General features: G+C 58.9%; 22 protein-coding genes and 2 tRNA genes. 15 read left to right on the top strand and 9 right to left on the bottom strand.

The features are described from left to right. Positions 1-62: 62 nt before the first annotated feature. The 4 genes from ACXX9E_RS18405 to ACXX9E_RS18390 all read left to right on the top strand — a co-directional run bounded on the left by ACXX9E_RS18405 (position 63) and on the right by ACXX9E_RS18390 (position 2,701). Positions 63-713 carry a hypothetical protein gene (locus tag ACXX9E_RS18405; protein WP_458555871.1) on the top strand — a complete coding sequence of 217 codons (651 nt, stop codon included), beginning with the start codon at positions 63-65 and terminating at the stop codon, positions 711-713. Next, on the top strand, positions 710-1,252 hold the full coding sequence (locus ACXX9E_RS18400) for a phosphohydrolase (protein WP_458555870.1): 543 nt from the start codon (positions 710-712) through the stop codon (positions 1,250-1,252). Before ACXX9E_RS18405 ends, ACXX9E_RS18400 begins: the two co-directional genes overlap by 4 nt. Before the next feature lie 142 nt (positions 1,253-1,394). Beyond that, on the top strand, positions 1,395-1,631 hold the full coding sequence (locus ACXX9E_RS18395) for a DUF4224 domain-containing protein (protein WP_458556594.1): 237 nt from the start codon (positions 1,395-1,397) through the stop codon (positions 1,629-1,631). A gap of 2 nt (positions 1,632-1,633) precedes the next feature. Further along, on the top strand, positions 1,634-2,701 hold the full coding sequence (locus ACXX9E_RS18390) for a tyrosine-type recombinase/integrase (RefSeq protein WP_458555869.1): 1,068 nt from the start codon (positions 1,634-1,636) through the stop codon (positions 2,699-2,701). A 57-nt stretch (positions 2,702-2,758) separates the two neighbouring features. On the opposite strand, the gene ACXX9E_RS18385 is transcribed toward ACXX9E_RS18390, so the two are convergent. From ACXX9E_RS18385 to ACXX9E_RS18350, 8 genes are all read right to left on the bottom strand, one after another. After that, positions 2,759-3,568, bottom strand: coding sequence for a toll/interleukin-1 receptor domain-containing protein (locus tag ACXX9E_RS18385; protein WP_458555868.1), 810 nt, complete (start codon positions 3,566-3,568; stop codon positions 2,759-2,761). A gap of 176 nt (positions 3,569-3,744) precedes the next feature. Beyond that, positions 3,745-3,818 (bottom strand) — tRNA-Cys (locus ACXX9E_RS18380). A gap of 45 nt (positions 3,819-3,863) precedes the next feature. Beyond that, positions 3,864-3,939, bottom strand: a tRNA-Gly gene (locus tag ACXX9E_RS18375). A 60-nt stretch (positions 3,940-3,999) separates the two neighbouring features. Next, positions 4,000-4,560 (bottom strand): CDP-diacylglycerol--glycerol-3-phosphate 3-phosphatidyltransferase, encoded by a 561-nt coding sequence (gene pgsA / locus ACXX9E_RS18370; protein ID WP_123468275.1) that lies wholly within the window; start codon positions 4,558-4,560, stop codon positions 4,000-4,002. A gap of 32 nt (positions 4,561-4,592) precedes the next feature. Further along, positions 4,593-6,416 (bottom strand): excinuclease ABC subunit UvrC, encoded by a 1,824-nt coding sequence (gene uvrC / locus ACXX9E_RS18365; RefSeq protein WP_160058208.1) that lies wholly within the window; start codon positions 6,414-6,416, stop codon positions 4,593-4,595. A gap of 2 nt (positions 6,417-6,418) precedes the next feature. After that, positions 6,419-7,060, bottom strand: coding sequence for a response regulator transcription factor GacA (gacA, locus tag ACXX9E_RS18360; RefSeq protein WP_024012761.1), 642 nt, complete (start codon positions 7,058-7,060; stop codon positions 6,419-6,421). A gap of 127 nt (positions 7,061-7,187) precedes the next feature. Next, the gene (locus tag ACXX9E_RS18355; protein ID WP_128613942.1) at positions 7,188-7,631 is read right to left on the bottom strand and encodes a GNAT family N-acetyltransferase; all 444 of its coding nucleotides are present in this window, start codon (positions 7,629-7,631) and stop codon (positions 7,188-7,190) included. After that, positions 7,628-8,389, bottom strand: coding sequence for a carbon-nitrogen hydrolase family protein (locus tag ACXX9E_RS18350; protein WP_458555867.1), 762 nt, complete (start codon positions 8,387-8,389; stop codon positions 7,628-7,630). Before ACXX9E_RS18350 ends, ACXX9E_RS18355 begins: the two co-directional genes overlap by 4 nt. Positions 8,390-9,008: 619 nt before the next feature. Between ACXX9E_RS18350 and ACXX9E_RS18345 the strand changes: the two genes are divergently transcribed. After that, complete coding sequence (locus ACXX9E_RS18345) at positions 9,009-10,085, top strand: 3-deoxy-7-phosphoheptulonate synthase (RefSeq protein ID WP_458555866.1); 1,077 nt, start codon at positions 9,009-9,011, stop codon at positions 10,083-10,085. Positions 10,086-10,140: 55 nt separating this feature from the next. Here ACXX9E_RS18345 and ACXX9E_RS18340 read toward each other — a convergent pair whose 3' ends face one another. Then, positions 10,141-11,220 carry an RNA-binding protein gene (locus tag ACXX9E_RS18340; protein ID WP_458555865.1) on the bottom strand — a complete coding sequence of 360 codons (1,080 nt, stop codon included), beginning with the start codon at positions 11,218-11,220 and terminating at the stop codon, positions 10,141-10,143. Positions 11,221-11,556: 336 nt separating this feature from the next. Here ACXX9E_RS18340 and ACXX9E_RS18335 point away from each other — a divergent pair, with 336 nt between their 5' ends. The 10 genes from ACXX9E_RS18335 (at position 11,557) to ACXX9E_RS18290 (ending at position 24,497) form a co-directional block, all read left to right on the top strand. Next, positions 11,557-12,426, top strand: a complete 870-nt coding sequence (locus ACXX9E_RS18335; protein ID WP_186745873.1) for a lipase family alpha/beta hydrolase — start codon at positions 11,557-11,559, stop codon at positions 12,424-12,426. 97 nt (positions 12,427-12,523) lie between these two features. Next, on the top strand, positions 12,524-12,805 hold the full coding sequence (locus ACXX9E_RS18330; protein WP_123468263.1) for a peptidylprolyl isomerase: 282 nt from the start codon (positions 12,524-12,526) through the stop codon (positions 12,803-12,805). Between the two features lie 133 nt (positions 12,806-12,938). Continuing rightward, complete coding sequence (locus tag ACXX9E_RS18325; protein ID WP_458555864.1) at positions 12,939-14,807, top strand: extracellular solute-binding protein; 1,869 nt, start codon at positions 12,939-12,941, stop codon at positions 14,805-14,807. Beyond that, positions 14,807-15,871 (top strand): microcin C ABC transporter permease YejB, encoded by a 1,065-nt coding sequence (locus tag ACXX9E_RS18320; RefSeq protein ID WP_222833032.1) that lies wholly within the window; start codon positions 14,807-14,809, stop codon positions 15,869-15,871. The genes ACXX9E_RS18325 and ACXX9E_RS18320 overlap by 1 nt, the downstream gene beginning before the upstream one ends. Next, the gene (locus ACXX9E_RS18315; RefSeq protein ID WP_458555863.1) at positions 15,871-16,893 is read left to right on the top strand and encodes an ABC transporter permease; all 1,023 of its coding nucleotides are present in this window, start codon (positions 15,871-15,873) and stop codon (positions 16,891-16,893) included. Before ACXX9E_RS18320 ends, ACXX9E_RS18315 begins: the two co-directional genes overlap by 1 nt. A gap of 9 nt (positions 16,894-16,902) precedes the next feature. Continuing rightward, positions 16,903-18,477 carry an ABC transporter ATP-binding protein gene (locus ACXX9E_RS18310; protein WP_458555862.1) on the top strand — a complete coding sequence of 525 codons (1,575 nt, stop codon included), beginning with the start codon at positions 16,903-16,905 and terminating at the stop codon, positions 18,475-18,477. A gap of 102 nt (positions 18,478-18,579) precedes the next feature. Continuing rightward, entirely contained in the window at positions 18,580-19,995 is a 1,416-nt protein-coding gene (locus ACXX9E_RS18305) for a sigma-54 interaction domain-containing protein (RefSeq protein WP_458555861.1), read from the top strand. Between the two features lie 277 nt (positions 19,996-20,272). After that, entirely contained in the window at positions 20,273-21,664 is a 1,392-nt protein-coding gene (locus ACXX9E_RS18300; RefSeq protein WP_123468250.1) for a GntP family permease, read from the top strand. Positions 21,665-21,671: 7 nt separating this feature from the next. Continuing rightward, positions 21,672-22,445, top strand: coding sequence for a 3-hydroxybutyrate dehydrogenase (gene hbdH, locus ACXX9E_RS18295; RefSeq protein ID WP_458555860.1), 774 nt, complete (start codon positions 21,672-21,674; stop codon positions 22,443-22,445). A 96-nt stretch (positions 22,446-22,541) separates the two neighbouring features. Further along, on the top strand, positions 22,542-24,497 hold the full coding sequence (locus tag ACXX9E_RS18290) for an acetoacetate--CoA ligase (RefSeq protein WP_458555859.1): 1,956 nt from the start codon (positions 22,542-22,544) through the stop codon (positions 24,495-24,497). The last annotated feature ends 6 nt before the right edge of the window (positions 24,498-24,503 follow it).

Here is a 24,503-nt window from a genome sequence, read left to right as displayed (position 1 = left end):
AACACCCCGCCGCCGGCCTCTCACCAAGAATCCCGGCGGCGGGCTCTACCGGAGCACAGCACATGCACGCACAAGACCTGATCATCATCGTAAGCGGCACCCTCACAGCACTGCTGTTGTTGGGCTATTACGTCCGCAAAATCATCCTAAAAGCATTCGACAGGCACTACGCCGCAGGTGTCCGCGATAACAAAATGGAACACGGCGCCCGTATCCTCGCGCTGAACACCGACATTGCCACCCTCACCCAACTGAGAACCCGCGAGGCCCAGCAACTGGCTGACCTGCGTTCACAGATGCAAAGCATCAAGGCCACACCCTTCACAGCGGCCGACTACCGAGACCTGACGGAGATCACCCAGTTTCTGGCGCTGGCACTCCAAACATGGAAGGCACTGAAAGGCACCGAGGCCAGCCAGGCAAGAGCCGAACAACTGATCAAGGTTTCCCGGGCCATGGCCTACCGCGTATTCCACGTTGTCGAGACAGCCGGCAACCTCAACGCGCAGCCGCTCGACACCCAACTTATCGAATGGCTGGACAAGCGCGGCACCTTCAACGCCGAGCCAGAACTTAGCTCGATCAGCTTTCCCCACGACGCTGATACCGAAGGCTACCCACATTTGCGTGATGCCCTGCGCGAAGCCTTTGAATTGGACATGAAACTTCAGGCTATCGAACTTGGCCAGGTGTCAGCGGAGGACGCAGCATGAGCTGGATACTCACCCACAGCGGCCGCCAGTTCGACCTGGTAAACCCAACCGCCGCGATGATCTCGCCGGTCGACATCGCCCAAGCACTGTCGAACCTGTGCCGCTTCAACGGCCACACCCGCACGCACTACAGCGTGGCCCAGCACAGCCTGCTGGTGTCCAGCCTCGTTCCGGCCCAGCACAAACTGGTGGCCCTGCTGCACGACGCGACCGAAGCCTACATCGGCGACATGACCAGACCGTTGAAAGCAATCATGCCCGGTTTCCGCATCGCAGAAGAAATCATCTGGCACACCATCTGCGACCGATTCAACCTCGATCCAGTGCTTCCGGAATGCGTCGTGCGCGCCGACCTAATCGCGCTGGCGACCGAACGCCGCGACCTGATGCCCAACCATCCCGCCGAATGGGAATGCCTGCGGGGTGTCCCACCGATGCCTGAAACCATCATCCCGCAATCCGCACAAGAGGCGCACTTGCAGTACTTCAGCCGCCTGATGGAACTCATGCAGGGCGATCATCGGAGGGCTTGCGCGTGACGACTCAAAATATTGTCAGCGTCAGTGGGGGAAAAGATTCCACCGCGACACTGCTTGTGGCGATCGCACTAGAAGTCGAGAACCGGGAGGCAGCATGACGAAACACCTCACTGCTGCGATATCCACGATCGGGAGTCAGACAATGGAATTCTTGAGTGAAACCCTCACAGACGAAGAGCTGGCGACCATCACCGGTTACAAGATCCCATCCTTCCAACGCCAGTGGCTGACGAACAACCACTGGGAGTTCGTTGTAACCGCCGCCCAGCGTCCAGTTGTAGGCCGGGTATATGCTCGGCTTAAGCTTGCCGGGGTCAAGCCTACGGCAAACAACGCCGTCGCTGAGACCTGGACTCTTGACTTGGCAAGCGTGGGCTGACGATGCGAAAGAAGAAAACAGCCAACCGGGATCTGCCACCACGGATGATCCGGCGTATCCGCAAGAGAAAAGGCGGTACGATCTGGACCGGTTACTACTACAACGGCAGGGACGCCGATGGTAACCGCGTCGAGATACCACTCGGCGGCGACCTAGACGAAGCCAAGATCGAATGGGCTCGGCTCGACCGCAAAGCGACACCCAAACCGGCCCACTTAATGGGCCGGCTTTTCGACGATTACGAAAAAAAGGTGATCCCTACCCTCAAGCCTGGCACCCAGCGCGATTATCAGAAGGGACTGAAACAGCTTCGGAAAGTTTTCGAACAGGCCCCGATCGACGCCATCACTCCGCAAGTGATCGCCCAGTATCGAGACGCCCGCTCCGCAAAGGTGCGTGCCAATCGGGAAATTGCACTCCTTTCAACCATGTTCACCTTTGCCCGCGAGTGGGGGCTAACTGAAAAGGCCAACCCGTGCTTCGGCCTTCGTCGGAACAAGGAGACGCCTCGGGACTTCTACGCCGCCGATATCATCTGGAATGCGGTTTACGAACAAGCCCAGCAAGATCTCAGAGACGCCATGGACCTTGCATATCTGACCGGGCAACGCCCAGCTGACGTGCTCAAGGCATCCACCACCGATCTCAATCATGGCTTTCTGATGGTTGGCCAGGGCAAGACGGAAAAGCGCCTGAAGATCCGCCTATACGACGGCAACAATGAAACCGATCTTTGCGTCTTCATCAACGGCCTACTTGATCGGCGGGCACAGGCTGGCACCAGGACATCCATCCTAATCACCAACCAGACCGGTCTCCGTATGAGCTATAACATGTTGCGCAACCGTTGGGACGAAGCCCGGGACAAGGCTGCCACGAAGGCCGCAGCCGCCGGGGACACTGAACTGGCAACCACAATTCGGAAGTTTCAATTCAGAGATATTCGCCCGAAGGCCGGTAGCGAAATCGAGGATATAAAGGACGCAAGCCGCTTACTTGGCCACTCAACGGAGGAAATGACAAAGAAAGTTTATCGACGTGTAGGAGAGATAGTGAAACCGACTAAATAGCGTCGGACACTCGGGCTAGCTCAGTGCCGCCATCCATAACAAGGATGGCGGTGGAAACTAAGCGCTCTGAGGATCATCACTGCCTGGATCATCAACTGGCACGGAGTGACTAACAAAAAAGCCACCAGAAGTATCAATATATTTTTGGCTAATCGCACGTCCTACACCAGGTAGCACCTGCCCAATGCCTGGGCCCATAGTGCCAAGCAGCCCGCCACCTACGACCCCCCTACTTGGTATGTGTCGCGGCTCAAACGCCGACTCAGTGCCTTTCGCAACTAGATGCTCAATTTCACGCACCCGACCAGACAGAGCCCTGGTGTTAGCTAAGATCTCAGCGAGGATACTGTCTTCTGACCGCGCCGGTGCTGGCGTTTGTTGTTCAGTGCTTGCCAACACCGCCTTGAAGTCCGATTCGAATTTCGGCCAGTATGTGTCAAAGACCTGACTCAAAATCCGCTCGTCCAGCCTCCCATTCTCTAGGCAAGAATTCAATGTTTTCACAAGCCTTAGAACGGAGGCTCTTTCTGGCGTAGTGTGATTGAACTGCGCCAAGGGGTCTTCGATATCTGTAGAAGACAGATCTACTAGAAATGTGCAGACCCGACTCGCGCTTAACCCCTTTGCAAGAGCACCAGTTTCAAAAAGTATCCATGGCTTATTCTTGTTCTCCTGAGTCAGACAGACGATACCAGCCGCAGTATCTCGAAGCTGATCTGATATCTCTGAGAACCAGACGGCCCCCTTGTCGATGTGCTGCGTTGAGATCCAAGGCTCTGATGCTTGCAACACGCACTTGATCCACTCGCTCAACATCTCAGCAACGGCCATGCTCCTGCCGCCCGACCAACTCACAAAAATCTTCATCCCTCAATCCTTCCCTAGTGGACAGCTGGACACAATATGTCATAGCAGAGTAGCGTTGCGCCACCACGTCGAGCGGCTGTAGTTGCGGAACTACTGCCAAAAATTGCGGAACCACCCCCTTTTTTCGCAGGCAAGAAAAAACCCCGTAGATCATTGATCTACGGGGTTTTCTATAGTGGAGGCCGAGGTCGGAATCGAACCGGCGTAGGTGGATTTGCAATCCACTGCATAACCATTTTGCTACTCGGCCTCAAAGCATTTGCTGTCAGTAGCACAACAACAAACACGTACAAATTGGAGCGGGAAACGAGACTCGAACTCGCGACCCCGACCTTGGCAAGGTCGTGCTCTACCAACTGAGCTATTCCCGCTTGGTGATGCGCATTCTATAGAATTAAGAAGCTCCGTCAACCCCTTGATTCAAAAAACTTTTATTTCTTTTCGACGTCGGTCTTCAGATGCGGCCAGGCGGCGCGAAGGTATTGAACCATCGACCACAACGTCAGGCCCGCCGATACCATAAGCAAGGCGTAACCCAGAACAACCCAGAAGCTGAAGTCCTTAGGGTTGGCCAGCAGGATGACCAGCGCAAGCATCTGTGCTGCGGTTTTCCATTTACCGAGATTGGAGACTGCAACATGGGCACGGGCGCCGAGTTCCGCCATCCATTCGCGCAATGCCGAAACGACGATTTCGCGACCGATGATGACGGCAGCCGGCAGTGTAAGCCAGAAGTTACCGTGTTCTTGCACTAACAACACCAGCGCCACGGCAACCATGAGCTTGTCGGCCACCGGATCCAGGAACGCGCCAAACGGCGTGCTTTGTTCCAGTCGACGAGCCAGGTAACCATCCAGCCAATCCGTTGCAGCGGCAAAGGCGAACACCGAAGCGGAGGCCATATAGCTCCACTGGTAAGGCAAATAGAACAGCAATATGAAGATCGGGATGAGCAGGACGCGTAGAACGGTAATCAGATTAGGGATATTCATCGGCACAACTGGCTACGAGGTGAGGGGGCATTCTACTCGCTATGCAGGTTTGCATAAATCGACTCTGCGAGCTTTTTACTGATCCCCGGGGCTTTGGCGATCTCTTCGATGCTTGCACGAGACAGCTCCTGCAATCCACCAAAATGTTTCAACAAGTCGCGACGACGGGTTGGCCCGACGCCCGCAACGCCTTCCAGCGTTGACGTTCGGCGGGTTTTGCCACGACGTGCACGGTGGCCGGTAATCGCGAAACGGTGGGCTTCGTCGCGAATCTGCTGGATCAGGTGCAGCGCTGGCGAGTCACCACGCAACGTGAACTCGTGCGCCGCATCATTCAGATACAACGTTTCGAAACCAGCCTTGCGCGTGGCGCCCTTGGCGACCCCGAGAAGGATGAGATCCGGCACTGCCAGTTCGTTGAGCACATCGCGGGCCATCGACAGCTGCCCCTTGCCACCGTCCACCAACAGGATGTCCGGCAACTTACCCTCGCCTTCCTTCAGCTTGCTGAACCGGCGCGTCAGTGCCTGGTGCATGGCGGCATAGTCGTCCCCCGCCGTGACACCTTCGATGTTGTAGCGGCGGTAATCCGACTTGATCGCGCCTTCCGGGCCGAAGACCACGCAAGAAGCGACCGTCGCCTCACCGCTGGAATGACTGATGTCATAGCATTCCAGCCGCTGCGGCGGCTCATCCAGATTCAACACTTCAGCCAGGGCTTCGAAGCGCGCAGCAGTGTGCTGACGATTGGCCAGTCGCGCACCCAGCGCCTGCTCGGCATTGGTGACGGCCAGTTGCTGCCAACGCGCTCGCGTACCGCGAACCCGATGACTGATGGCCAACTCCCGGCCACGCAACTCATGAATGGCTTCGATCAATGTCGGAAAGTCTTCGTGCACGACGTTGACGATCAGTTCGCTGGGCAAGTCGCGTTCGGGACTGCTGATGAAATACTGCCCCAGGAACGCCGCCATGACTTCGGAAACGTCTTCTTCGATCCCGACCTGAGGGAAGAAATTCTTGCTGCCCAATACACGCCCGCCACGAACACTGATCAGGTGCACACAGGCGCCACCCGGGTTGACGAATGCGGCGATGACGTCGATATCCCCGGTGCCCCCCTCCATGCTTTGTTGATCCTGAACCCGACGCAACAGCGCGATCTGATCACGCAACTCGGCAGCGCGCTCGAACTCGAGATTGATCGCCGCCTCTTCCATCGCCGTGGACAATTCATTGGTCAAGGCATGACTGCGCCCCTCAAGGAACATCACCGAGTGACGCACATCTTCGGCGTAGATCTCAGGCTCGACCAGTCCGACACAAGGCGCCTTGCAGCGTTTGATCTGATACTGCAGGCACGGCCGGGTACGGTTCTTGTAGTAGCTGTCTTCGCATTGACGGACGAAAAAAGTCTTTTGCAACAAGCTGAGACTTTCACGGATGGCACCGGCACTCGGATACGGACCGAAATACTTGCCCTTGGCCTTTTTCGCGCCTCGGTGGATGCTCAGCCGCGGGAACTGTCCATCGGACAAAAACACATAGGGGTAAGACTTATCGTCGCGCAGCAGGATGTTGTACGGCGGCCGCCACTCCTTGATCAGCGTCTGCTCAAGCAGCAACGCCTCGGTTTCGTTGGCCGTGATGGTCGTTTCGACTTGAGCGATGCGCCCGACCAGCGCCGCAGTTTTCGGTGCCAGGCCGGTCTTGCGAAAGTAGCTGGCCAGGCGCTTCTTGAGGTTTTTCGCCTTGCCGACATAGAGCAGGCGCGCGTCGCTGTCGAACATGCGATACACGCCCGGACGCCCACTGACCGTCGACAGAAAGGCGCCGGAATCGAAAGTTTCAGTCATGGTCAGGCGCTGGCATCGACCATGCCGTGACGCACCGCCAACAATGTCAGTTCGACGTCGCTGCTGATCGAGAGCTTCTCGAAGATGCGGTAGCGGTAAGTGTTCACGGTTTTCGGCGACAAACACAATTTGTCGGAAATGATCTGCACCTTCTGACAGCCAACGATCATCAACGCGATCTGGATTTCGCGTTCGGACAGGGCGTCAAACGGCGAATCATTGGTGGGCTGGAAGGATTTGATCGCCAACTGTTGAGCGATCTGCGGGCTGATATAGCGCTGACCGGCAAAGACCAGACGAATCGCCTGGACCATTTCCGGCAACCCGGCGCCCTTGGTGAGATAACCGGCAGCACCTGCCTGCAGCAGCCGCGTCGGAAAAGGATCCTCTTCACACACGGTGACGGCCACCACTTTGATGTCGGGGTGACTGCGCAAGAGTTTTCGCGTGGCTTCCAGGCCACCGATGCCAGGCATCTTGACGTCCATCAGGACCACGTCAGGTTTCAACTCACGGGCCTTGATCAGGGATTCTTCACCTGATTCGGCCTGACCCACCACCTGCAAGCCATCGATATCGGCCAGCATGCGTGTAATGCCTGTACGAACGAGATCATGGTCGTCGACCACTAGCACCCTAATCAAGCAGACACCTCGCGATATGGTCTTATTGGGATGCGGGACACCTTAGCAAAAAGTGCCGGGCAGACCTAGCGGAAAGCCGTATTTAAAAAGTTTCATTTCATCTTTCAGGGCTTGCCAGCCAAGGGTTTCAGCGCACAGGTGTACTGATATCAAGCTGCATCCGCAAGAAACACTCGTCTTCACCCTGGACCCGTAGTCCTTTTCTTTCATACAAATATTTTGCCGGGTTGTTTTCGAACACCGTGAGGCGCATCGCCGGTCGTCTTTCCTTGCGGGCCATCCCGATAACCTGATCAATCGCCCAGGATCCCGCGCCCTGCCCCTGAAACGTTTCTGCAATTTGCAGTTCACGGATATACAGCGCTCGCGCATCACGACTCAGGCTGAAAAATCCCACCACCACATCAGCGCGCACGATCAGCCAGCTTTCGCGTCCCGACCAGGCCACATCGAACGCTTCGTCCAGCCACAACAAATCATGTTGAATGTAGTACCGCAGCATATTCTGACAGGTGAGATTGCGCGAAAACGCCAGATCATCAGGCGTGGCAATCCGTAACCGGTAGGTCATTGTGCCTCCGTCACGGCAATGACTTGCCCCTGCCAGGTCCCGCCCTCTTGCCGGGCAACGACCAACACGTCACCAGTGCCCGGCGCAGCGACGATCAGCGAACCGTCGGCGGACCAGATCGCGCTACGCCCGGCTGACACCCATCCGCCAGTAGAACCACCGTGGTTAGCCATTAACACGACCATCGAATGTTGACGAGCGTATCCCTGCAGCAGAGCGGTATCGGGGGCATAGCCTTTTTCGCTGATCAACACGCCAGCCGCGTAAATATCGGCTCCCTGTTCAGCGGCGGCAGCGGCATGACTGGCGTAGCTGAAGTCGGCGCAGACCGCCAGTGCTACGGTATTACCGGCAATATCCAGGATCGGCCCGCCTTGCCCTTCGGCATAGATCACCTCCTCTCCTGAATGCAAATGCTGTTTGGTGTACACACCCAGCGAACCGTCAGCCCCCAGTATCAAAGCACCTATCAACACGACGGGCTTCTCCGGCAATCGAACCGGCATGCCCACGACCGTCGTGACACTCAACTCACGAGCCAGATCGCGCAAGGGTCGCAATACCGGGTCTTGCGGATGGATGGCCAACGATGCGGCCACCGCACCTTCGTACCCGGTCAGGGACAATTCCGGAAACACCAGCAACTCGACACCCTGTGCCGCCGCGACCGTCATGAAGCGCTTGTGACGGGCAATATTGGCGGCAAGATCGCCAGCAATCGAGATGGCCTGGGCAGCGGCGATAATCAGCGTCGACATGGATCTTCCTTGCTGGTTCAGATGAGTCATGGAGTGTGTCACAACTTTTGAGGCGCTCGATCAATAGGCATTGAACGGCCTACGCAATAGCATTTTCTGATTGCTCCGGCCCATTGGCCTCTAGTAAGCTCGGCGCAACCATCGGAGACAACCCATGTTCAACGCCCTCTCTCAGCTACGTACCGCCAGCGCCTTGCGCTCGGTTTCGGCTGCGCGGGCGACTGACATTTGCGCTCCGGTCAGCTTTTATTTTGGGTATTGGTTTAGCCACTGGCGCGCCTGATACCCACACGGCGCCCATAAAAACGGGTCGCCACCAGAGAATTCTCAACCCCCGGTCGGCCTCCCGACCGGGGGTTTTGTTTTTTCAGGCCCGAACCTTTTTCAGCGACACACCAGACACTTTGAGGAATTACCTAATGAACTACGCCACTTATTACCGTTACGACAGCTTTAGCGCCTGGCGATTTACCAGCTTCCGCTCGGGACAGCCTGCCGCCTCCGATCGGTCACCTACAGGTGGCAAGCACACACACGTAGCCAATACGGCCAATTGTCGAACACCCCAGTAGGGCCGAGTGCGCGGGAAGAACCCGCCGCCTGCCCAGGAAGACCGAATATGAACTCGTCCGTTTCTGCTCTGCCACTGTCCACACTCGATTCCGCCAACGAAGCGCTGACACTGCGTCTGCCCAGCTCGTTGCAACTCAAACAGCAACTGCCTTTAAGCACCGTCCTGAGCCAGCAAGTCGCCGCTCAACGTCAGGCAGTTCGCGCGATCCTCAACGGTGAAGACCAGCGACTGCTGATCATCGTTGGCCCCTGCTCCATCCACGACCCACAGTCCGCCCTCGAATACGCCGGCAAACTCGCCCGACTGGCTGACGACGTTCGTGACGACATGCTGCTGGTGATGCGTGCCTACGTCGAAAAACCACGCACCACGGTCGGCTGGAAAGGCCTGGCCTATGACCCGCACCTGGATGGCAGCGATGACATGGCCGCAGGGCTGACGCTTTCCCGCGAACTGATGCTGGAAATGATCAGGCTGGGGTTGCCGGTGGCGACCGAACTGCTGCAACCCATGGCTGCCGGTTACTTCGATGACCTGCTCAGTTGGGTGGCCATTGGCGCCCGCACCACCGAATCGCAGATCCACCGCGAAATGGCCAGTGGTCTCGGTATGCCAGTGGGCTTCAAGAATGGCACCGATGGCGGCGCGGCCATCGCCGTCGATGCCATGCGCTCGGCAGCCCACCCACACCGGCATTTCGGTGTTGACAGCCAGGGTCATCCGGCGATTATTCAGACCCCGGGCAACCCTGATACACATCTGGTACTGCGTGGCGGCCACAAGGGCCCGAACCATGATCGCGAGAGCGTGGCCAAAATCCATGCCGATCTGGATCGACTGAAAATCCCGAGCCGAATCATGGTCGATTGCAGTCACGCCAACAGCGGCAAGGACCCATTGCGTCAACCCGCTGTTTTCAATGATGTACTCGAGCAACGCCTGCAGGGTGATCGTTCACTGATCGGCATGATGCTGGAGTCCCATCTGTTCGAAGGCTGCCAACCCCTGAGCACGTCACTACGCTATGGCGTATCGATCACCGACGGATGCCTCGGCTTCAACGCCACGGAACGCTTGCTACTGAATGCCGCTCAGCGCTTGGCCGCGCATTCCGCAGACTGACCAGAAGGCCTGCCCTCCGGCATCATTGAGAACCGGAGGGCTGACGCCGCTGCCCTCAAGCCTCTATCCGCACCTGTGTCACCGCAGATTCCTGACTGACCTCGTCCAGACGTTCCACGGTATAGGCAACCCGCACGGTTCCTCCGTGATGTTCGCGCCAGAAGCGATGGGGCACGATAAAGATCAGCGGCTTCCCTGCGGTTTCCAGAGTAATTTCCCGGTCATCCCGGTGATTGAAAAAGTCACCGTCACACTTCAGGTAGACCAACTCGCCTTCTTGCGTCTGTGGGTTGCCGATCACAACGGTCACCCCATCTATCGAGTTTTCCGTACTGAGCACGCCATCCTCGGCTTCCAGCACATCGGGAGCGTGCAGTTCGCCACGATGGAACGGAGTAATGCGAAGCCTGGTCGGCTCCGATTCGCGCACTGCCCCACCGACCTGCTCCACGCGGTAACTTACCGTCACCTCACCTCCAAGCTGCGCGGCGATGTGCTCGGGAGCGACCCAGAACGACAAGGGCTGCGCAACGGCAAAGGCTTCGATCTTCAAAGCATCATTGAACGACGCCGGCGACATGTCGCCACACCATGTCAGCGAGACCTGATCGCCTGAAGACATTCGGGCGTAAGGCTGAAACATGACGAGCACACCATCCCTCACCCGGGCCGGATCGAGCGTACCGCCGATGACACCTTCGACATGCGGCGCCAGCAGCTGCGGCTGTGCATCCCCCACTGACAGCTGCAACCGTGCAGACATTGCGGGTTCGGGCAGGTTCGCGCTGACCAGTGTCCAGTAAACCTCAAGCGAACCACCGTCCAGTGCCGCAATGTGCATGCCCTTGATAACAAAGATCACGTCTTTGCCAACCTGGGATTCGCTGACGAAGCGAACCATTTCATGCTGATAGGCAAAGCCTTCGATATCCAGGCCGTCCCAGCTCAACAGCAATTGATCGCCACACGCCATGTTTGCATAGGGAGCGATCCTGACGATGACCTTGTTCAGGGAAGGATCCAGCGCTGCGCCTTCGAGGGTATCGAGCGTCGCCGCCGGCAACGGCACCTCGGACTGACACATGCTGACGGGATGGCGCATCCGATAGCAAAACTCGATTTCGTGGGTGTTCATTCGTGGCTCCATTCCTTGGATAAGACGCCAGCTACATCAATGGCGTCGACGACAAATATTGAACGCCATTGTGGTGGTCTTCGCTGTCAGCAAAATGCGCCACAACCCTCGGGCAAAAGCCACGGACCAAGTAGGCCGGCAGGCAATAAATCCGCTTGATCCGTCAGAGGACGTCCACAACTTCCGATTCGGGCCTCACAAAAAACAGAAAACACCTACGTCATCTAGTCCAGATTCATCCGCGAACCTGGGTTTCTTCGTACTTCTCCAACCGTATGAGTGTTTTAGAGTGACCCACAGATTTTCCCGATGAACTTCTGTGATAAAGGTAAGAACATGCGACGGAATGCTACAACTCGCTATCCCATACTGTTGATACACGGCCTGTTCGGATTTGAACGCATTGGCCATTTCGAGCTCTTCCACGAGGTCAAGGAAGCACTTAAGACAACAGGCAACCGCGTGTTCATTCCGCATCTGTCGGCCACGCACAACAACGAGGTGCGGGGCGAACAACTCCTCAGGCAAATCGATCGTGTCCTCGCAGGCACCGGCGCTGCAAAAGTCAATCTCATCGGTCACAGCCAGGGCGCACTCACTGCCCGGTACGCTGCTGCGCACATGCCACACGTCGTAGGCTCGGTCACGTCGGTCAGCGGGCCGAACCACGGCTCGGAGCTGGCTGACTTCCTGCGCAAGGCGCTGGTACCGGATCAACTGCCGGATTCCGTGGCCCTGAATGTGGTCACACTGTTTTCCGAGTTTTTGACCCTTATGAGCGGCAGCACAACGCTGCCACAAAGCGCACTCGCCGCGCTCAACGCCCTGACCACGGAGGGTGTCAGTCGCTTCAATGACAAATACCCGCAGGGCCTGCCACACACCTGGGGCGGGCATGGCGCGGAGTTGGTTGACGGTGTTCGCTATTATTCCTGGAGCGGCACCTTGCCCACGACCAAAGCCGCCATGCTCGACCCGGTACACGCCCTCTGCCGTGGATTGTCGGAATATTTCATTACCGAGGCCGGACAAAACGACGGATTCGTTGGCCGCTACAGCTCGCACCTGGGCACCGTGATCCGCTCCGACTATCCGCTGGATCATTTGAGCAGTCTGCGCCGGCCTGTTATCGGCGCATCCGCGCTGCCGGACCCGATCCTGCTGTACATCGAGCATGCCCTGCGCTTGCAAGCCGCAAATCTGTAAAAGCCAACAGCGATCACCGAACGGAACTTTGCCGAGAATTCGCCCACTGAATCCGGTAGGCTCCACACTTTACTGAATTAGATTGGAGAGTTTCCCCATGGCTAAAGCCACTGCCCGCCACATCCTGGTTGCCACCGAAGACAAGTGCAACGAACTCAAGACCCAGATCGAAGCTGGCGCTGATTTCGCTGAAGTTGCCAAAAACAACTCCACCTGCCCTTCCAGCCGTCAGGGCGGTGACCTGGGTTCCTTCGGTCCTGGCCAGATGGTCAAGGAATTCGATACCGTGGTCTTCAGCGCACCGATCAACGTCGTGCAAGGCCCGGTCAAGACCCAGTTCGGTTTCCACCTGCTCGAAGTCACCAGCCGTCAGGACTGATTCGTCGCCTGATTGCTCTGCAACGGCCCGCCTTTTGGTGGGCCGTTGTGTTTCAGTTACATATACGGCTGGCGACTGACGCGCCTCTCGCGTACAAATTGCGCTTATCGATTTCCCGGTTCCAAGGCTGACAATGCGACTGGTTTTCCCCACATTGATGCTCACCGCCCTCGCCCTGTTGTCGGGCGCCGCCGGTGTGGACGCTGCACCGCAACACGCGTTGACCGTTTATGGCGAGCCGGCCAAATATCCTGCCGGTTTCAGTCACTTCGACTACACCAACCCGCAGGCGCCCAAGGGCGGCACGATGCGCCGCTCGGCGATCGAGATCGGTCACTTCGACCATGTATTGCCGTATATCGACAAAGGCATCGGCGTCACGCAAATCGACGGACTGCTGTACTCGCCGCTGGCTCAGCGCTCGATGGATGAACCCTATACCGTTTACGGGCTGGTGGCAGAAAAGATGGAGCGCTCGGAGGACGGACTCGCGCTGCGCTTTTTCATCAATCCCAAGGCTCGCTTCGCCGACGGCAAGCCGATCACCGCCGAAGACGTGCGCTACACCTATGAACTGCTGATGACCCAGGGCAGCCTGCGTTATCGCACGCAGTTCGCCGATGTCAAAGGCGTCGAAGTGGAAGCACCGCTGATCGTGCGCTTCGATTTCAAGAACAACGAAAACCGCACGCTGCCTCTGGATATCGCGACCCTGCCGGTGTTTCCCGAACACTGGTGGAAGAGCCGCGACTTTGCCGGCGGTGGCGGTTACAAACCGCCACTGGGCAGTGGCCCCTATCGCGTCGGCAAGGTCGACTCGGGGCGCAGCATTACCTTCGAACGCAATGCCGACTGGTGGGGCAAGGACCTGCCGGTCAGTCGCGGCCTCTATAACTTCGACCATTTCAGCATCGAGTACTTTGGCGACACCGACGTCGCCCGTCAGGTGCTGCGCGGCGGCGCGTATGACTACAACCGCGAGTTTTCCGCCACCGGTTATTCGATCGGCTACGACAGCCCCGCCCTGAGCGACGGGCGCCTGCAAAAGGCTCATCTGGCCACCGAAGCGCCGCAATCGGCCCAAGGGTTTGTGTTCAATCTGCAAAAACCGATGTTCAAGGATCGCCGTGTGCGCCAGGCACTGGCGATGCTGTGGGACTTCGAGTGGAGCAACCGGCAGATGATGCGCAACCTGTACATCCGCCAGCAAAGTTACTTTTCCAATACCGATCTGGCCGCTCGCGAGTTACCGGACGCAGCGGAGTTGAAGATTCTCGAACCGCTGCGCGGACAGATTCCCGACGAAGTCTTCACCACGGTCTTCGAGGCACCGAAGACCGACGGCAGTGGCCTGATCCGCGATAAACAACTGCAAGCCCTGGAACTGCTCGAGCAGGCCGGCTGGAAACCGGACGGCGATCAACTGGTGAATGCCGACGGCGAACCGCTCAGCTTCACGTTCCTGGTCAGCCAGAACGGCATGGACCGCCTGCTGCTGCCTTACAAGCGCACACTGAAACAGATCGGCATCAACCTGGATATTCGCCGCATCGACTCTTCGCAATACGTCAATCGCCTGATGAGCCGGGACTACGACATGATCGTCACCGGCTATCCGGTGACCACCTCACCGGGTGGCGAACTGCTCAACTACTTCGGCTCGGCGTCGGCCAACGACCCGGGGGCCAACAACTACATGGTGCTGAAAAACCCGGCGGTCGACACCTTGATCAACGGACTGATCCGCGCCTCCACGCAATCGGACATGCTGCACTATGCCCACGCCCTGGATCGGGTGCTGCAATGGAATTACTACTGGATTCCCAATTACTACCCGCCGGGCACTTCGACCGTGTGGTGGAACCGCTTTGGCATCCCTACGATTCAAGCCAGTAATGATGAAGCGATCGAGAGCTGGTGGGAAATCAGCCGCACGCCGCTGACCAACCAACAGATGACCGCCGAAAAAATCGGTCGTGGCAGACCCGGAGGGCCGCACTGATGTGGGGTTACATACTGCGGCGCCTGCTGCTGATCATTCCGACGCTGGTGATCATTCTGCTGGTCAATTTCGTCATCATTCAGGCCGCGCCCGGCGGTCCGGTGGAACAGGCGATCGCCCATCTGCAAGGCATCGGTGGTGGCGGCAACGTCGGCGGCGGTTCGGGTGAAACCATGAGCGGCACCTCGCGCGCGAGCCGGGGCCTGGACCCGCAACTGATCAAAGACATCGAAAAACAGTACGGCTTCGACAAACCAGCCCATGAACGCCTGTGGCTGATGCTCAAGAATTACGCCCGACTGGATTTCGGCAAGAGCTTCTTTCGCGGTGCCACGGTGACTGACCTGATCCTGGAAAAAATGCCGGTCACCATTTCTCTCGGATTATGGGCGACGCTGATTACCTACCTGGTCTCGATCCCGCTGGGCATTCGCAAAGCCGTGCATCACGGCAGCCATTTCGATATCTGGAGCAGCACCGCGATCATCGTCGGCTACGCAATGCCGGCGTTCCTGTTTGCAATGTTCCTGATCGTGGTGTTTGCCGGCGGCACTTCGCTGAACTGGTTCCCGGTACGCGGCCTGGTCTCGGACAACTTCGAATCACTGTCGACCTTGGGCAAGATCGCCGATTACTTCTGGCACCTGGTGTTGCCGGTCACGGCGCTGGTGATCGGCGGCTTCGCCACCCTGACGATTCTGACGAAAAACTCGTTTCTCAATGAAATCACCCGCCAATACGTGGTGACCGCACGGGCCAAGGGCTTGAGCGAACGTCGGGTGCTCTACGGCCACGTGTTCCGCAATGCGATGTTGCTGGTGGTATCGGGCATTCCCCAGGCCTTTATCAGCGTGTTTTTCGCCGGCTCGTTGCTGATTGAAGTGATTTTCTCCCTCGATGGCCTCGGTCGCATGAGCTACGAAGCGGCCGTTTCGCGGGACTATCCAGTGGTGTTCGGCTCGCTGTTCATCTTCACCCTGTTCGGCCTGCTGATAAAACTGATCGGCGACTTGTGCTACACCCTTGTCGATCCGCGCATCGACTTCGCCGCGAGGAACGCCTGATGCTCAAGCTCTCGCCATTGGGCCGTCGCCGTTTCGAGCGATTCAAGAAAAACCGCCGGGGCTGGTGGTCGTTATGGCTGTTCATCGGTTTGTTCCTGCTGACCCTCGGCGGCGAGCTGATCGCCAACGACAAGCCGCTGGTGGTCAGTTATCAGGGCCAGTGGTACTTCCCGGTATTCAAACGCCACACCGAACAGGAGTTCGGCGGGCAACTGCCGTTTCAGGCCGACTATCGCAGCGACTATGTGCAGAACCTGATTCGCAAGGACGATGGCTGGTTGCTGTTCCCGCCGATTCCGTTCAGCGACGACACGCCGAACTATGACCTCAATAAACCGGCGCCGAGTCCGCCGACATCGGTCAACTGGCTGGGCACCGACGATCAGGCGCGGGATGTCCTCGCGCGGGTGATTTTCGGCGCCCGGGTGTCGATTCTCTTCGCATTGATGCTGACCTTTGTCAGCGCCCTGATCGGCATCGCTGCCGGTGCCTTGCAAGGTTATTACGGCGGCTGGGTCGACCTGCTCGGGCAGCGCTTGCTTGAAGTCTGGTCGGGGTTACCGGTGCTATACCTGCTGATCATCCTCTCCGGGTTTGTCGAACCGAACTTCTGGTGGTTGCTGGGGATCATGGCGCTGTTTTCGTGGCTGGCACTGGTGGACGTGGTTCGTGCGGAGTTCCTGCGCGGGCGCAACCTGGAATACGTCAAGGCTGCGCGGGCGCTGGGCCTGACCGATCGCAAGGTGATCGTCCGGCACATCCTGCCCAACGCCATGAACGCGACGTTGAGTTACTTGCCGTTCATTCTGACCGGGGCAATTTCCACCCTCACCGCACTGGACTTTCTCGGCTTCGGCATGCCCGCCGGCAGCGCCTCGCTGGGCGAACTGATCGGTCAGGGCAAACAGAACCTGCAGGCACCGTGGCTCGGGCTGACAGCGTTCTTCACCCTGGCGCTGATCCTTTCTTTATTGGTGTTCATCGGCGAAGCGTTACGCGACGCGTTCGACCCTCGATCCTGAAGCGTGGCCATGACTGACAATCTGATTGAAATCCGTAACCTCAATGTCGCTTTCCATGGCCAGAACGTGGTGCGCGACCTGTGCCTGGACATTCGCCCCGGTGAGTGTCTGGCGCTGGTTGGCGAGTCCGGTTCGGGCAAGTCGGTGACGGCCCACTCGATTCTGCAATTATTGGCAGACAGCGAAGCGCAAACCACTGGCAGCATTCGCTATCGCGGTCAGGAGCTGGTCAGTGCGGACCCCAAGGTCTTGCGTGAGCTGCGCGGTAACCGCATCGCGATGATCTTTCAGGAGCCGATGACCTCGCTCAATCCGCTGCACACCATCGAAAAGCAGATCGGCGAAACCTTGCTGCTGCACCGCGGCCTCGGTGGAAAAGCGGCGCAACAGCGCATCCTCGAACTGCTCGAACTGGTCGGCATCCAGAAACCCAAAGAGCGGCTCAAGGCCTACCCGCACCAATTGTCCGGAGGACAACGACAGCGGGTCATGATCGCCATGGCCCTGGCTTGCGAACCGGAATTGCTGATTGCCGATGAGCCGACCACTGCCCTCGATGTCACCGTACAGCGCAAGATTCTGCTGCTGCTCAAGTCCCTGCAACAACGCCTCGGCATGTCGCTGCTGCTGATCAGTCACGATCTCAATCTGGTGCGCAGCATTGCCCAGCGTGTCTGTGTGATGAAGGCCGGAGAAATCGTCGAACAGGCGCCCTGTGAAACGCTGTTCAGCGAACCGAAGCATCCTTACAGCTGCGTGCTGCTCAACGCTGAACCCGAAGGTGAAGCCCTGCCCCGGGATGAGCGCGAGAATGTGCTGGAGGTCGATGATCTGCGGGTTGAGTTTGTCGTCGGTGGCGGTCTGTTTCAGCGCAAGCAATACCTGCGCGCCGTGGATGGCATCAGCCTGAATATCCAGCGCGGCAAGACCCTGGGTATCGTTGGCGAATCCGGTTCGGGCAAGTCGACGCTGGGACAAGCGATCCTGCGTCTGCTCGATTCCGAAGGCAGCATCCGCTTTCAGGGCGAAGCGCTCGACGGCCTCAATCAGAAACAGCTGCGTCCCTGGCGTCGGCAGATGCAGGTGGTGTTTCAGGATCCGTTCGGCAGCCTCAGTCCGCGCATGTCGGTGGCGCAGATCATCAGCGAAGGCCTGGAAGTACACTGCGAATCGAACGCCCAGGAGTGCGATGAGCAAGTGATTCGCGTGCTCAAGGAGGTCGGCCTCGACCCCGCCAGTCGTCATCGTTACCCCCACGAGTTTTCCGGCGGCCAGCGTCAACGCATTGCAATCGCACGGGCACTGGTGCTCAAACCGGCGCTGATTCTGCTTGATGAGCCGACTTCGGCGCTGGATCGCACGGTGCAGAAACAAGTGGTTGCCCTGCTGCGTCAGCTTCAGGAAAAGCACGGCCTGACCTACCTGTTCATCAGCCACGACCTGGCGGTGGTGCGGGCACTGGCCCACGACATGATCGTGATCAAGGACGGCAAGGTGGTCGAGCGCGGCGCCAGTCACGATGTGTTCGATTCGCCGCAGCATCCTTACACCAAGGAGCTGTTGGCGGCGGCGCATCCGGGGTAGGCATAATCGGCGCTCGTCTTGAAACCGGGTCGCGGCCTTCGCGAGCAAGCCTGCTCGCGAAAAGACCAGCACACACCACCCAAAATCTGGATCAAACCACCCATGAACACCACCGAAAGCCTCAAGGACTACCAACGGGTTCGCACCCTGGCAATCCGCTCGCTGTTCGAGATCATCGAGCAGTCGAGCGAAGGCACGGTGATTGTCGATCGCGACGCCAACATTGTCTGGATGAACGAGCGCTACGCGCGCCGCTTCGGGCTCGAGTCGGCCGCAGGTGCAATTGGCAAACCCTGCGAAAGCGTGATTCCCGGCAGTCTGTTGCGTGAGGTGGTGCGTACCGGGCGGCCGATTCTGCTAGACATGCAAGACACCCCGAAAGAGCCGCTGGTGGTGATGCGCCTGCCGATCCACGACGATGTCGGCACGGTAATCGGCGCGATCGGTTTTGCCCTGTTCGATGAACTGCGCACGCTGTCGCCGATGCTCAAACGCTACTTGAGCATGCAGGAGGAACTGGCTTCGACCCGCTCGCTGCTGCGCGCGCGGCAGACCAAATACAACTTCGCACATTTCATCGGCACCAGCGCCGCCAGCCTCGAAGTCAAACGCCGCGCCCGCCGCAGTGCCAGCACCGAGTCGCCGGTGTTGCTGCTGGGCGAAACCGGCACCGGCAAGGAATTGCTGGCGCAGGCGATTCACAGTGCTTCGCCGCGAGCGCACAAAGCCTTTGTCAGCATCAACAGCGCGGCGATTCCCGAAACATTGCTGGAGGCCGAGTTCTTCGGCACGGCTCCGGGCGCCTTCACTGGCGCTGACCGCAAGGGCCGCACCGGCAAGTTGCAGATCGCCCAGGGCGGCACATTGTTTCTCGACGAGATCGGCGACATGCCATTGCCGCTGCAAAGCAAACTGCTGCGGGTGCTGCAGGAAAAGGAATTCGAGCCCGTAGGCTCCAACGAAGTCATCCAGAGTGACGTGCGGGTGATCGCCGCGACCTCGACCGACCTGCAAACGGCGATCAAGCGCGGTGAATTCCGCGCTGACTTGTACTACCGGCTCAATGTGCTGCCGATCATCGTGCCGCCGTTGCGCGAACGCCTCGACGATCTGCCGGCACTCAGCGAAGCGATTCTCGAAGAGCTGCGCAGTCAGCATGAACTGAGCCGCACGGCGCTGGATCTGCTGAGCCAGCATGCGTGGCCGGGGAACATTCGAGAGTTGCGGAATGTGCTGGAGCGGGCGGCACTGCTCAGTGATGACCTGATCCTCAGCGAAGCAGATATTCGCGGCTCCATAGGCACGTTTACCCCGGTTGAACGCCCCGCGGCGCCCGCGCTGGAGTCCTTGGCCGACGAGACATTCGCCCAGGCGCGGCAGCGGTTTGACCGGCAACTGATTGAGTCCGCCCTCGCGCAATGTGCGGGTAATGTGCCAGAGGCGGCAGCTCGTCTGGGGCTGGGGCGGTCGACGTTGTACAAGAAAATGCTGGCATTGGGCATCGTCCAGTCTCAATAAAGAGACTTCAATCTCTATTAATAGAAATTGGCAGAAGCTTCGCGAGCAGGCTCGCTCCCACAGTGGAATACATTGCAAATGTAGGCGCGGACTTGCTCGCGAAGGCGTCATCACTTCCAGCATAAATCTCGAAAAAGAGACAAACCTGCGATTCTTTACAAACTAAAAACCATAAAATCCTTAAATTTCAACGACTTGTGCATGTGGCACAAATCTCGCTAACGCCTCTCCCACACCGGTTTCACCCACAAAAATAACAATTCTGGAGAGACACACCATGAGTGTGATCATTGCCTTGGCCGCCCTCGCGCTGCTGATGCTAGCCGCCTACCGTGGCTACAGCGTTATCCTGTTTGCTCCGATCGCCGCCCTCGGCGCTGTCCTGCTCACCGACCCTTCTGCCGTCGCCCCTGCATTCACCGGGGTGTTCATGGAGAAAATGGTCGGGTTCATCAAACTCTACTTCCCGGTCTTCCTGCTCGGTGCCGTGTTCGGCAAGCTGATCGAACTGTCGGGCTTTTCGCGCTCGATTGTCGCCGCGGCGATTCGTCTGCTCGGCACCCGCCAGGCCATGCTGGTGATCGTGCTGGTCTGCGCCCTGCTCACCTACGGCGGTGTGTCGCTGTTCGTGGTGGTGTTTGCGGTGTATCCGTTTGCCGCCGAGATGTTCCGCCAGAGCAACATTCCCAAACGGCTGATCCCGGCGACCATCGCCCTCGGTGCGTTTTCGTTCACCATGGACGCCCTGCCCGGCACCCCGCAGATCCAGAACATCATCCCCAGCACCTTCTTCAACACCACTGCGTGGGCGGCGCCGTGGCTGGGCGTGATTGGCACGATTTTCGTGTTCTGCGCCGGCATGCTGTTCCTCCAGCGTCAGCGCAACAAGGCCCAGCGCGCCGGCGAAGGCTATGGCACCGAGCTGCGCAATGAGCCAGAAACTGCCGAAGACCTCAAACTGCCGAACCCGTGGATCGCGCTGTCGCCGCTGCTGGCGGTGGGCATCATGAACCTGTTGTTCACTCAGTGGATTCCCCAGTGGTACGGCAAGACCCACAGCCTCGCGCTGCCGGGCATGGCTACGCCAGTGACCACCGAAATCGCCAAACTGACGGCGATCTGGGCGGTACAGGCGGCGTTGCTGGTCGGCATCCTCATGGTGCTGGCGTTCGGCTTCAAAGCCATTCGCAGCAAACTGGCCGAGGGCAGCAAAAGCGCGGTCAGCGGTGCGCTGCTGGCAGCGATGAACACCGCTTCCGAGTACGGTTTTGGCGCGGTGATCGCCTCGCTGCCGGGGTTTCTGGTGCTGGCCGACTGGCTCAAGCAAATCCCCAATCCGCTGGTCAACGAGGCGATCACCGTCACGCTGCTGGCGGGCATCACCGGTTCGGCGTCGGGTGGGATGAGCATTGCCCTGGCGGCGATGTCCGAGCAATTCATCGCCGCGGCCCATGCGGCGAATATTCCGCTGGAAGTGCTGCACCGCGTGGCCGCCATGGCCAGTGGCGGCATGGACACGCTGCCGCACAACGGTGCCGTCATCACCTTGCTGGCGGTGACCGGCCTGACTCACCGCGAAGCCTATAAAGACATTTTCTGTATTACGCTGATCAAGACCCTGGCGGTTTTCGTAGTGATCGGTACTTTCTACGCCACTGGCATTGTGTGAGGTATTCATGACGACTCTTTCCGGCAAGACCGCACTGGTAACCGGTTCCACCAGCGGCATTGGCCTGGGCATCGCGATGAGCCTGGCCAAAGCCGGCGCCAATCTGATTCTCAACGGTTTCGGTGATGCCTCGACGGTGATCGCCGAAGTCGGCCAGTTTGGCGCCAAGGTCGGCCATCACCCCGCTGACGTCAGTGACCCGGCACAGATTGCCGACATGATCGCCTATGCCGAACGCGAATTCGGTGGCGTCGACATTCTGGTCAATAACGCCGGAATCCAGCATGTGGCGGCGGTCGAGGAGTTTCCGGTGGAACGCTGGGATTCGATCATTGCGATCAACCTGTCTTCGGTGTTCCACAGCACCCGCCTGAGCCTGCCGGGCATGCGTGCCAAAGGATGGGGACGGATCATCAATATTGCCTCCGTGCACGGTCAGGTCGGTTCGACCGGCAAGGCGGCTTACGTCGCCGCCAAGCACGGGGTGATCGGCCTGACCAAAGTGGTCGGCCTGGAAACCGCGACCAGCAACGTCACCTGTAACGCGATCTGCCCGGGCTGGGTGTTGACGCCGCTGGTGCAGAAGCAGATCGACGACCGTGCGGCCAAAGGCGTCGATCCGCAGCAGGCGCAGCATGATTTGCTGGCCGAGAAGCAACCGTCGCTGGAGTTCGTCACGCCGCAGCATCTGGGCGAGCTGGTGTTGTTTTTGTGCAGTGAGGCCGGTAGCCAGGTGCGCGGGGCGGCGTGGAATATTGATGGTGGGTGGTTGGCGCAATAACCTCCACAGAACGATGTGGCCAGGGCGCTTGCTTCCTGGCCACAGGTTACCCACGGTCACAACTGCGTGTATGAACCCGATAAAAAGAGGCAAACAATGTCCGACATCCTCTGGCAAGCCGATGCCAAGCGTATCGCCGAGTCCCGCATGGATAAATTCCGGCGGGCACTGAATCAGCGTCACCACCTGCACCTCGACGACTACCCTGCCCTGCACCAGTGGAGCATCGAGCAGCGTGCCGACTTCTGGCAGGCCATCGTCGACTTCTTCGATATTCGTTTCCACACCCAGCCTGATGCGGTTTTACGTGAAGGCCGGCAAATGCCCAGCGCCGAATGGTTTCCCGGTGCCACCCTGAACTTCGCCGAACACCTGCTGCGCCGCCGCGACGATGCCGTCGCCGTGGTGGCCGTGGCAGAGCACGGCCAGCGCGAACAACTGACCTGGGCGCAACTGGCCGAGCATGTCAGTGGTTTTCAGGCCAGCCTGCAGGCGGCCGGCGTCGGCCTCGGTGATCGGGTTGCGGCGTGCATGCCCAATACCTGGCAAACCCTCGTGGCGATGCTGGCGACCACCAGCCTCGGTGCGATCTGGTCATGTTCTTCGCCAGACTTCGGCACCCACGGGGTGATCGACCGGTTCGGCCAGATCGAACCGAAGGTGCTGATCACCTGCGGCGGTTATCGTTACGCCGGCAAGACGATCGAGCAGACCGGCAAGCTCAATGAAATTCTCCTGCAACTGCCATCGCTCAAGCAGTTGATCATCGTGCCCTACGCGCACCCGCACGCACGCATCGAGGATTACCGGACCCGCGCCGAGGTCAGCCTGTGGGATGACTTTTACGAGCCCGGTGGCGAACCGGATTTTATTCCGGTGCCCTTCAACCATCCGCTCTACGTGCTGTATTCCAGTGGTACCACCGGTGTCCCGAAATGCATCGTGCACAGCACCGGCGGCGTACTGTTGCAGCACGTCAAGGAACACGGCCTGCATTGCGATCTCGGGCCCGGCGACCGGTTGTTCTACTACACCACGTGCGGCTGGATGATGTGGAACTGGCTGGTGTCGGCGCTGGCCGTCGGCAGCGCGGTGGTGCTGTATGACGGATCGCCGTTCCACCCCGCCCCCGAGCGGTTGCTGGATTTGATCGACGACGAGCGCATCAGCGTGTTCGGCACCAGCCCGAAGTTCCTCGCCACCCTGGAGAGCAGCGGCGTCAAACCGCGCGCCAGTCATGATCTGGGCAGCCTGAAAACCCTGCTCTGCACCGGTTCGGCACTGTCGCCGCACAGCTACGACTTCGTGTATCGAGACTTCAAGGCCGACGTGTGCCTGGCCTCGATGTCCGGCGGTACGGACATCGTCTCGTGCTTCGTCAACGGCAATCCGTTGTCAGCCGTGCGCCGCGGCGAAATCATGGGCAAGAGCCTGGGCATGGCAGTCGAAGTCTGGAATGACGCCGGCCAGCCCGTGATTGGCGAGAAAGGTGAGCTGGTCTGTACCCGGCATTTCCCGGCAATGCCGATTGGCCTGTGGAATGACCCGGACGGAACAAAACTGCGGAAATCCTATTTCAGCCTGTTTCCCGGCGTTTGGGCCCAGGGCGATTACGCCGAAGAGCTGCCGCACGGCGCGATGATGATCCATGGCCGCTCGGACGCCGTACTCAACCCCGGCGGTGTGCGCATTGGCACGGCGGAGATTTATCGCCAGGTGGAGAAAGTCCCGCAAGTGCTCGACAGCGTCGCCGTCGGCCAGCAATGGCAGGATGACGTACGGGTGGTGCTGTTTGTGCGTTTGCAGGACGCGGTTGAACTGGATGAAGCCCTGCAAGCGCAGATCCGCCAGGTGATCCGCGCCAACACCACGCCTCGGCATGTGCCGGCGAAAATCCTCAGCGTGACCGACATTCCGCGCACCATCAGCGGCAAAGTGGTGGAGCTGGCTGTGCGCAATGTGATCCACGGCGAGACGGTCAAGAACACCGACGCCCTGGCCAATCCCGAAGCGCTGGAGCAGTTTCGCAATCGCGCTGAACTCGAGACTTGAACCCAG

This window comes from Pseudomonas sp. GNP014, assembly GCF_054344005.1.
This window is presented reverse-complemented; position numbering and strand designations above follow the sequence as displayed.

Coding starts and splice junctions, on each gene's coding strand:
- ACXX9E_RS18405 (WP_458555871.1), top strand. CDS start 63: ATGCACGCACAAGACCTGATCATCATCGTAAGCGGCACCCTCACAGCA.
- ACXX9E_RS18400 (WP_458555870.1), top strand. CDS start 710: ATGAGCTGGATACTCACCCACAGCGGCCGCCAGTTCGACCTGGTAAAC.
- ACXX9E_RS18395 (WP_458556594.1), top strand. CDS start 1,395: ATGGAATTCTTGAGTGAAACCCTCACAGACGAAGAGCTGGCGACCATC.
- ACXX9E_RS18390 (WP_458555869.1), top strand. CDS start 1,634: ATGCGAAAGAAGAAAACAGCCAACCGGGATCTGCCACCACGGATGATC.
- ACXX9E_RS18385 (WP_458555868.1), bottom strand. CDS start 3,568: ATGAAGATTTTTGTGAGTTGGTCGGGCGGCAGGAGCATGGCCGTTGCT.
- pgsA (WP_123468275.1), bottom strand. CDS start 4,560: ATGAATATCCCTAATCTGATTACCGTTCTACGCGTCCTGCTCATCCCG.
- uvrC (WP_160058208.1), bottom strand. CDS start 6,416: ATGACTGAAACTTTCGATTCCGGCGCCTTTCTGTCGACGGTCAGTGGG.
- ACXX9E_RS18355 (WP_128613942.1), bottom strand. CDS start 7,631: ATGACCTACCGGTTACGGATTGCCACGCCTGATGATCTGGCGTTTTCG.
- ACXX9E_RS18350 (WP_458555867.1), bottom strand. CDS start 8,389: ATGTCGACGCTGATTATCGCCGCTGCCCAGGCCATCTCGATTGCTGGC.
- ACXX9E_RS18345 (WP_458555866.1), top strand. CDS start 9,009: ATGAACTCGTCCGTTTCTGCTCTGCCACTGTCCACACTCGATTCCGCC.
- ACXX9E_RS18340 (WP_458555865.1), bottom strand. CDS start 11,220: ATGAACACCCACGAAATCGAGTTTTGCTATCGGATGCGCCATCCCGTC.
- ACXX9E_RS18335 (WP_186745873.1), top strand. CDS start 11,557: ATGCGACGGAATGCTACAACTCGCTATCCCATACTGTTGATACACGGC.
- ACXX9E_RS18330 (WP_123468263.1), top strand. CDS start 12,524: ATGGCTAAAGCCACTGCCCGCCACATCCTGGTTGCCACCGAAGACAAG.
- ACXX9E_RS18325 (WP_458555864.1), top strand. CDS start 12,939: ATGCGACTGGTTTTCCCCACATTGATGCTCACCGCCCTCGCCCTGTTG.
- ACXX9E_RS18320 (WP_222833032.1), top strand. CDS start 14,807: ATGTGGGGTTACATACTGCGGCGCCTGCTGCTGATCATTCCGACGCTG.
- ACXX9E_RS18315 (WP_458555863.1), top strand. CDS start 15,871: ATGCTCAAGCTCTCGCCATTGGGCCGTCGCCGTTTCGAGCGATTCAAG.
- ACXX9E_RS18310 (WP_458555862.1), top strand. CDS start 16,903: ATGACTGACAATCTGATTGAAATCCGTAACCTCAATGTCGCTTTCCAT.
- ACXX9E_RS18305 (WP_458555861.1), top strand. CDS start 18,580: ATGAACACCACCGAAAGCCTCAAGGACTACCAACGGGTTCGCACCCTG.
- ACXX9E_RS18300 (WP_123468250.1), top strand. CDS start 20,273: ATGAGTGTGATCATTGCCTTGGCCGCCCTCGCGCTGCTGATGCTAGCC.
- hbdH (WP_458555860.1), top strand. CDS start 21,672: ATGACGACTCTTTCCGGCAAGACCGCACTGGTAACCGGTTCCACCAGC.
- ACXX9E_RS18290 (WP_458555859.1), top strand. CDS start 22,542: ATGTCCGACATCCTCTGGCAAGCCGATGCCAAGCGTATCGCCGAGTCC.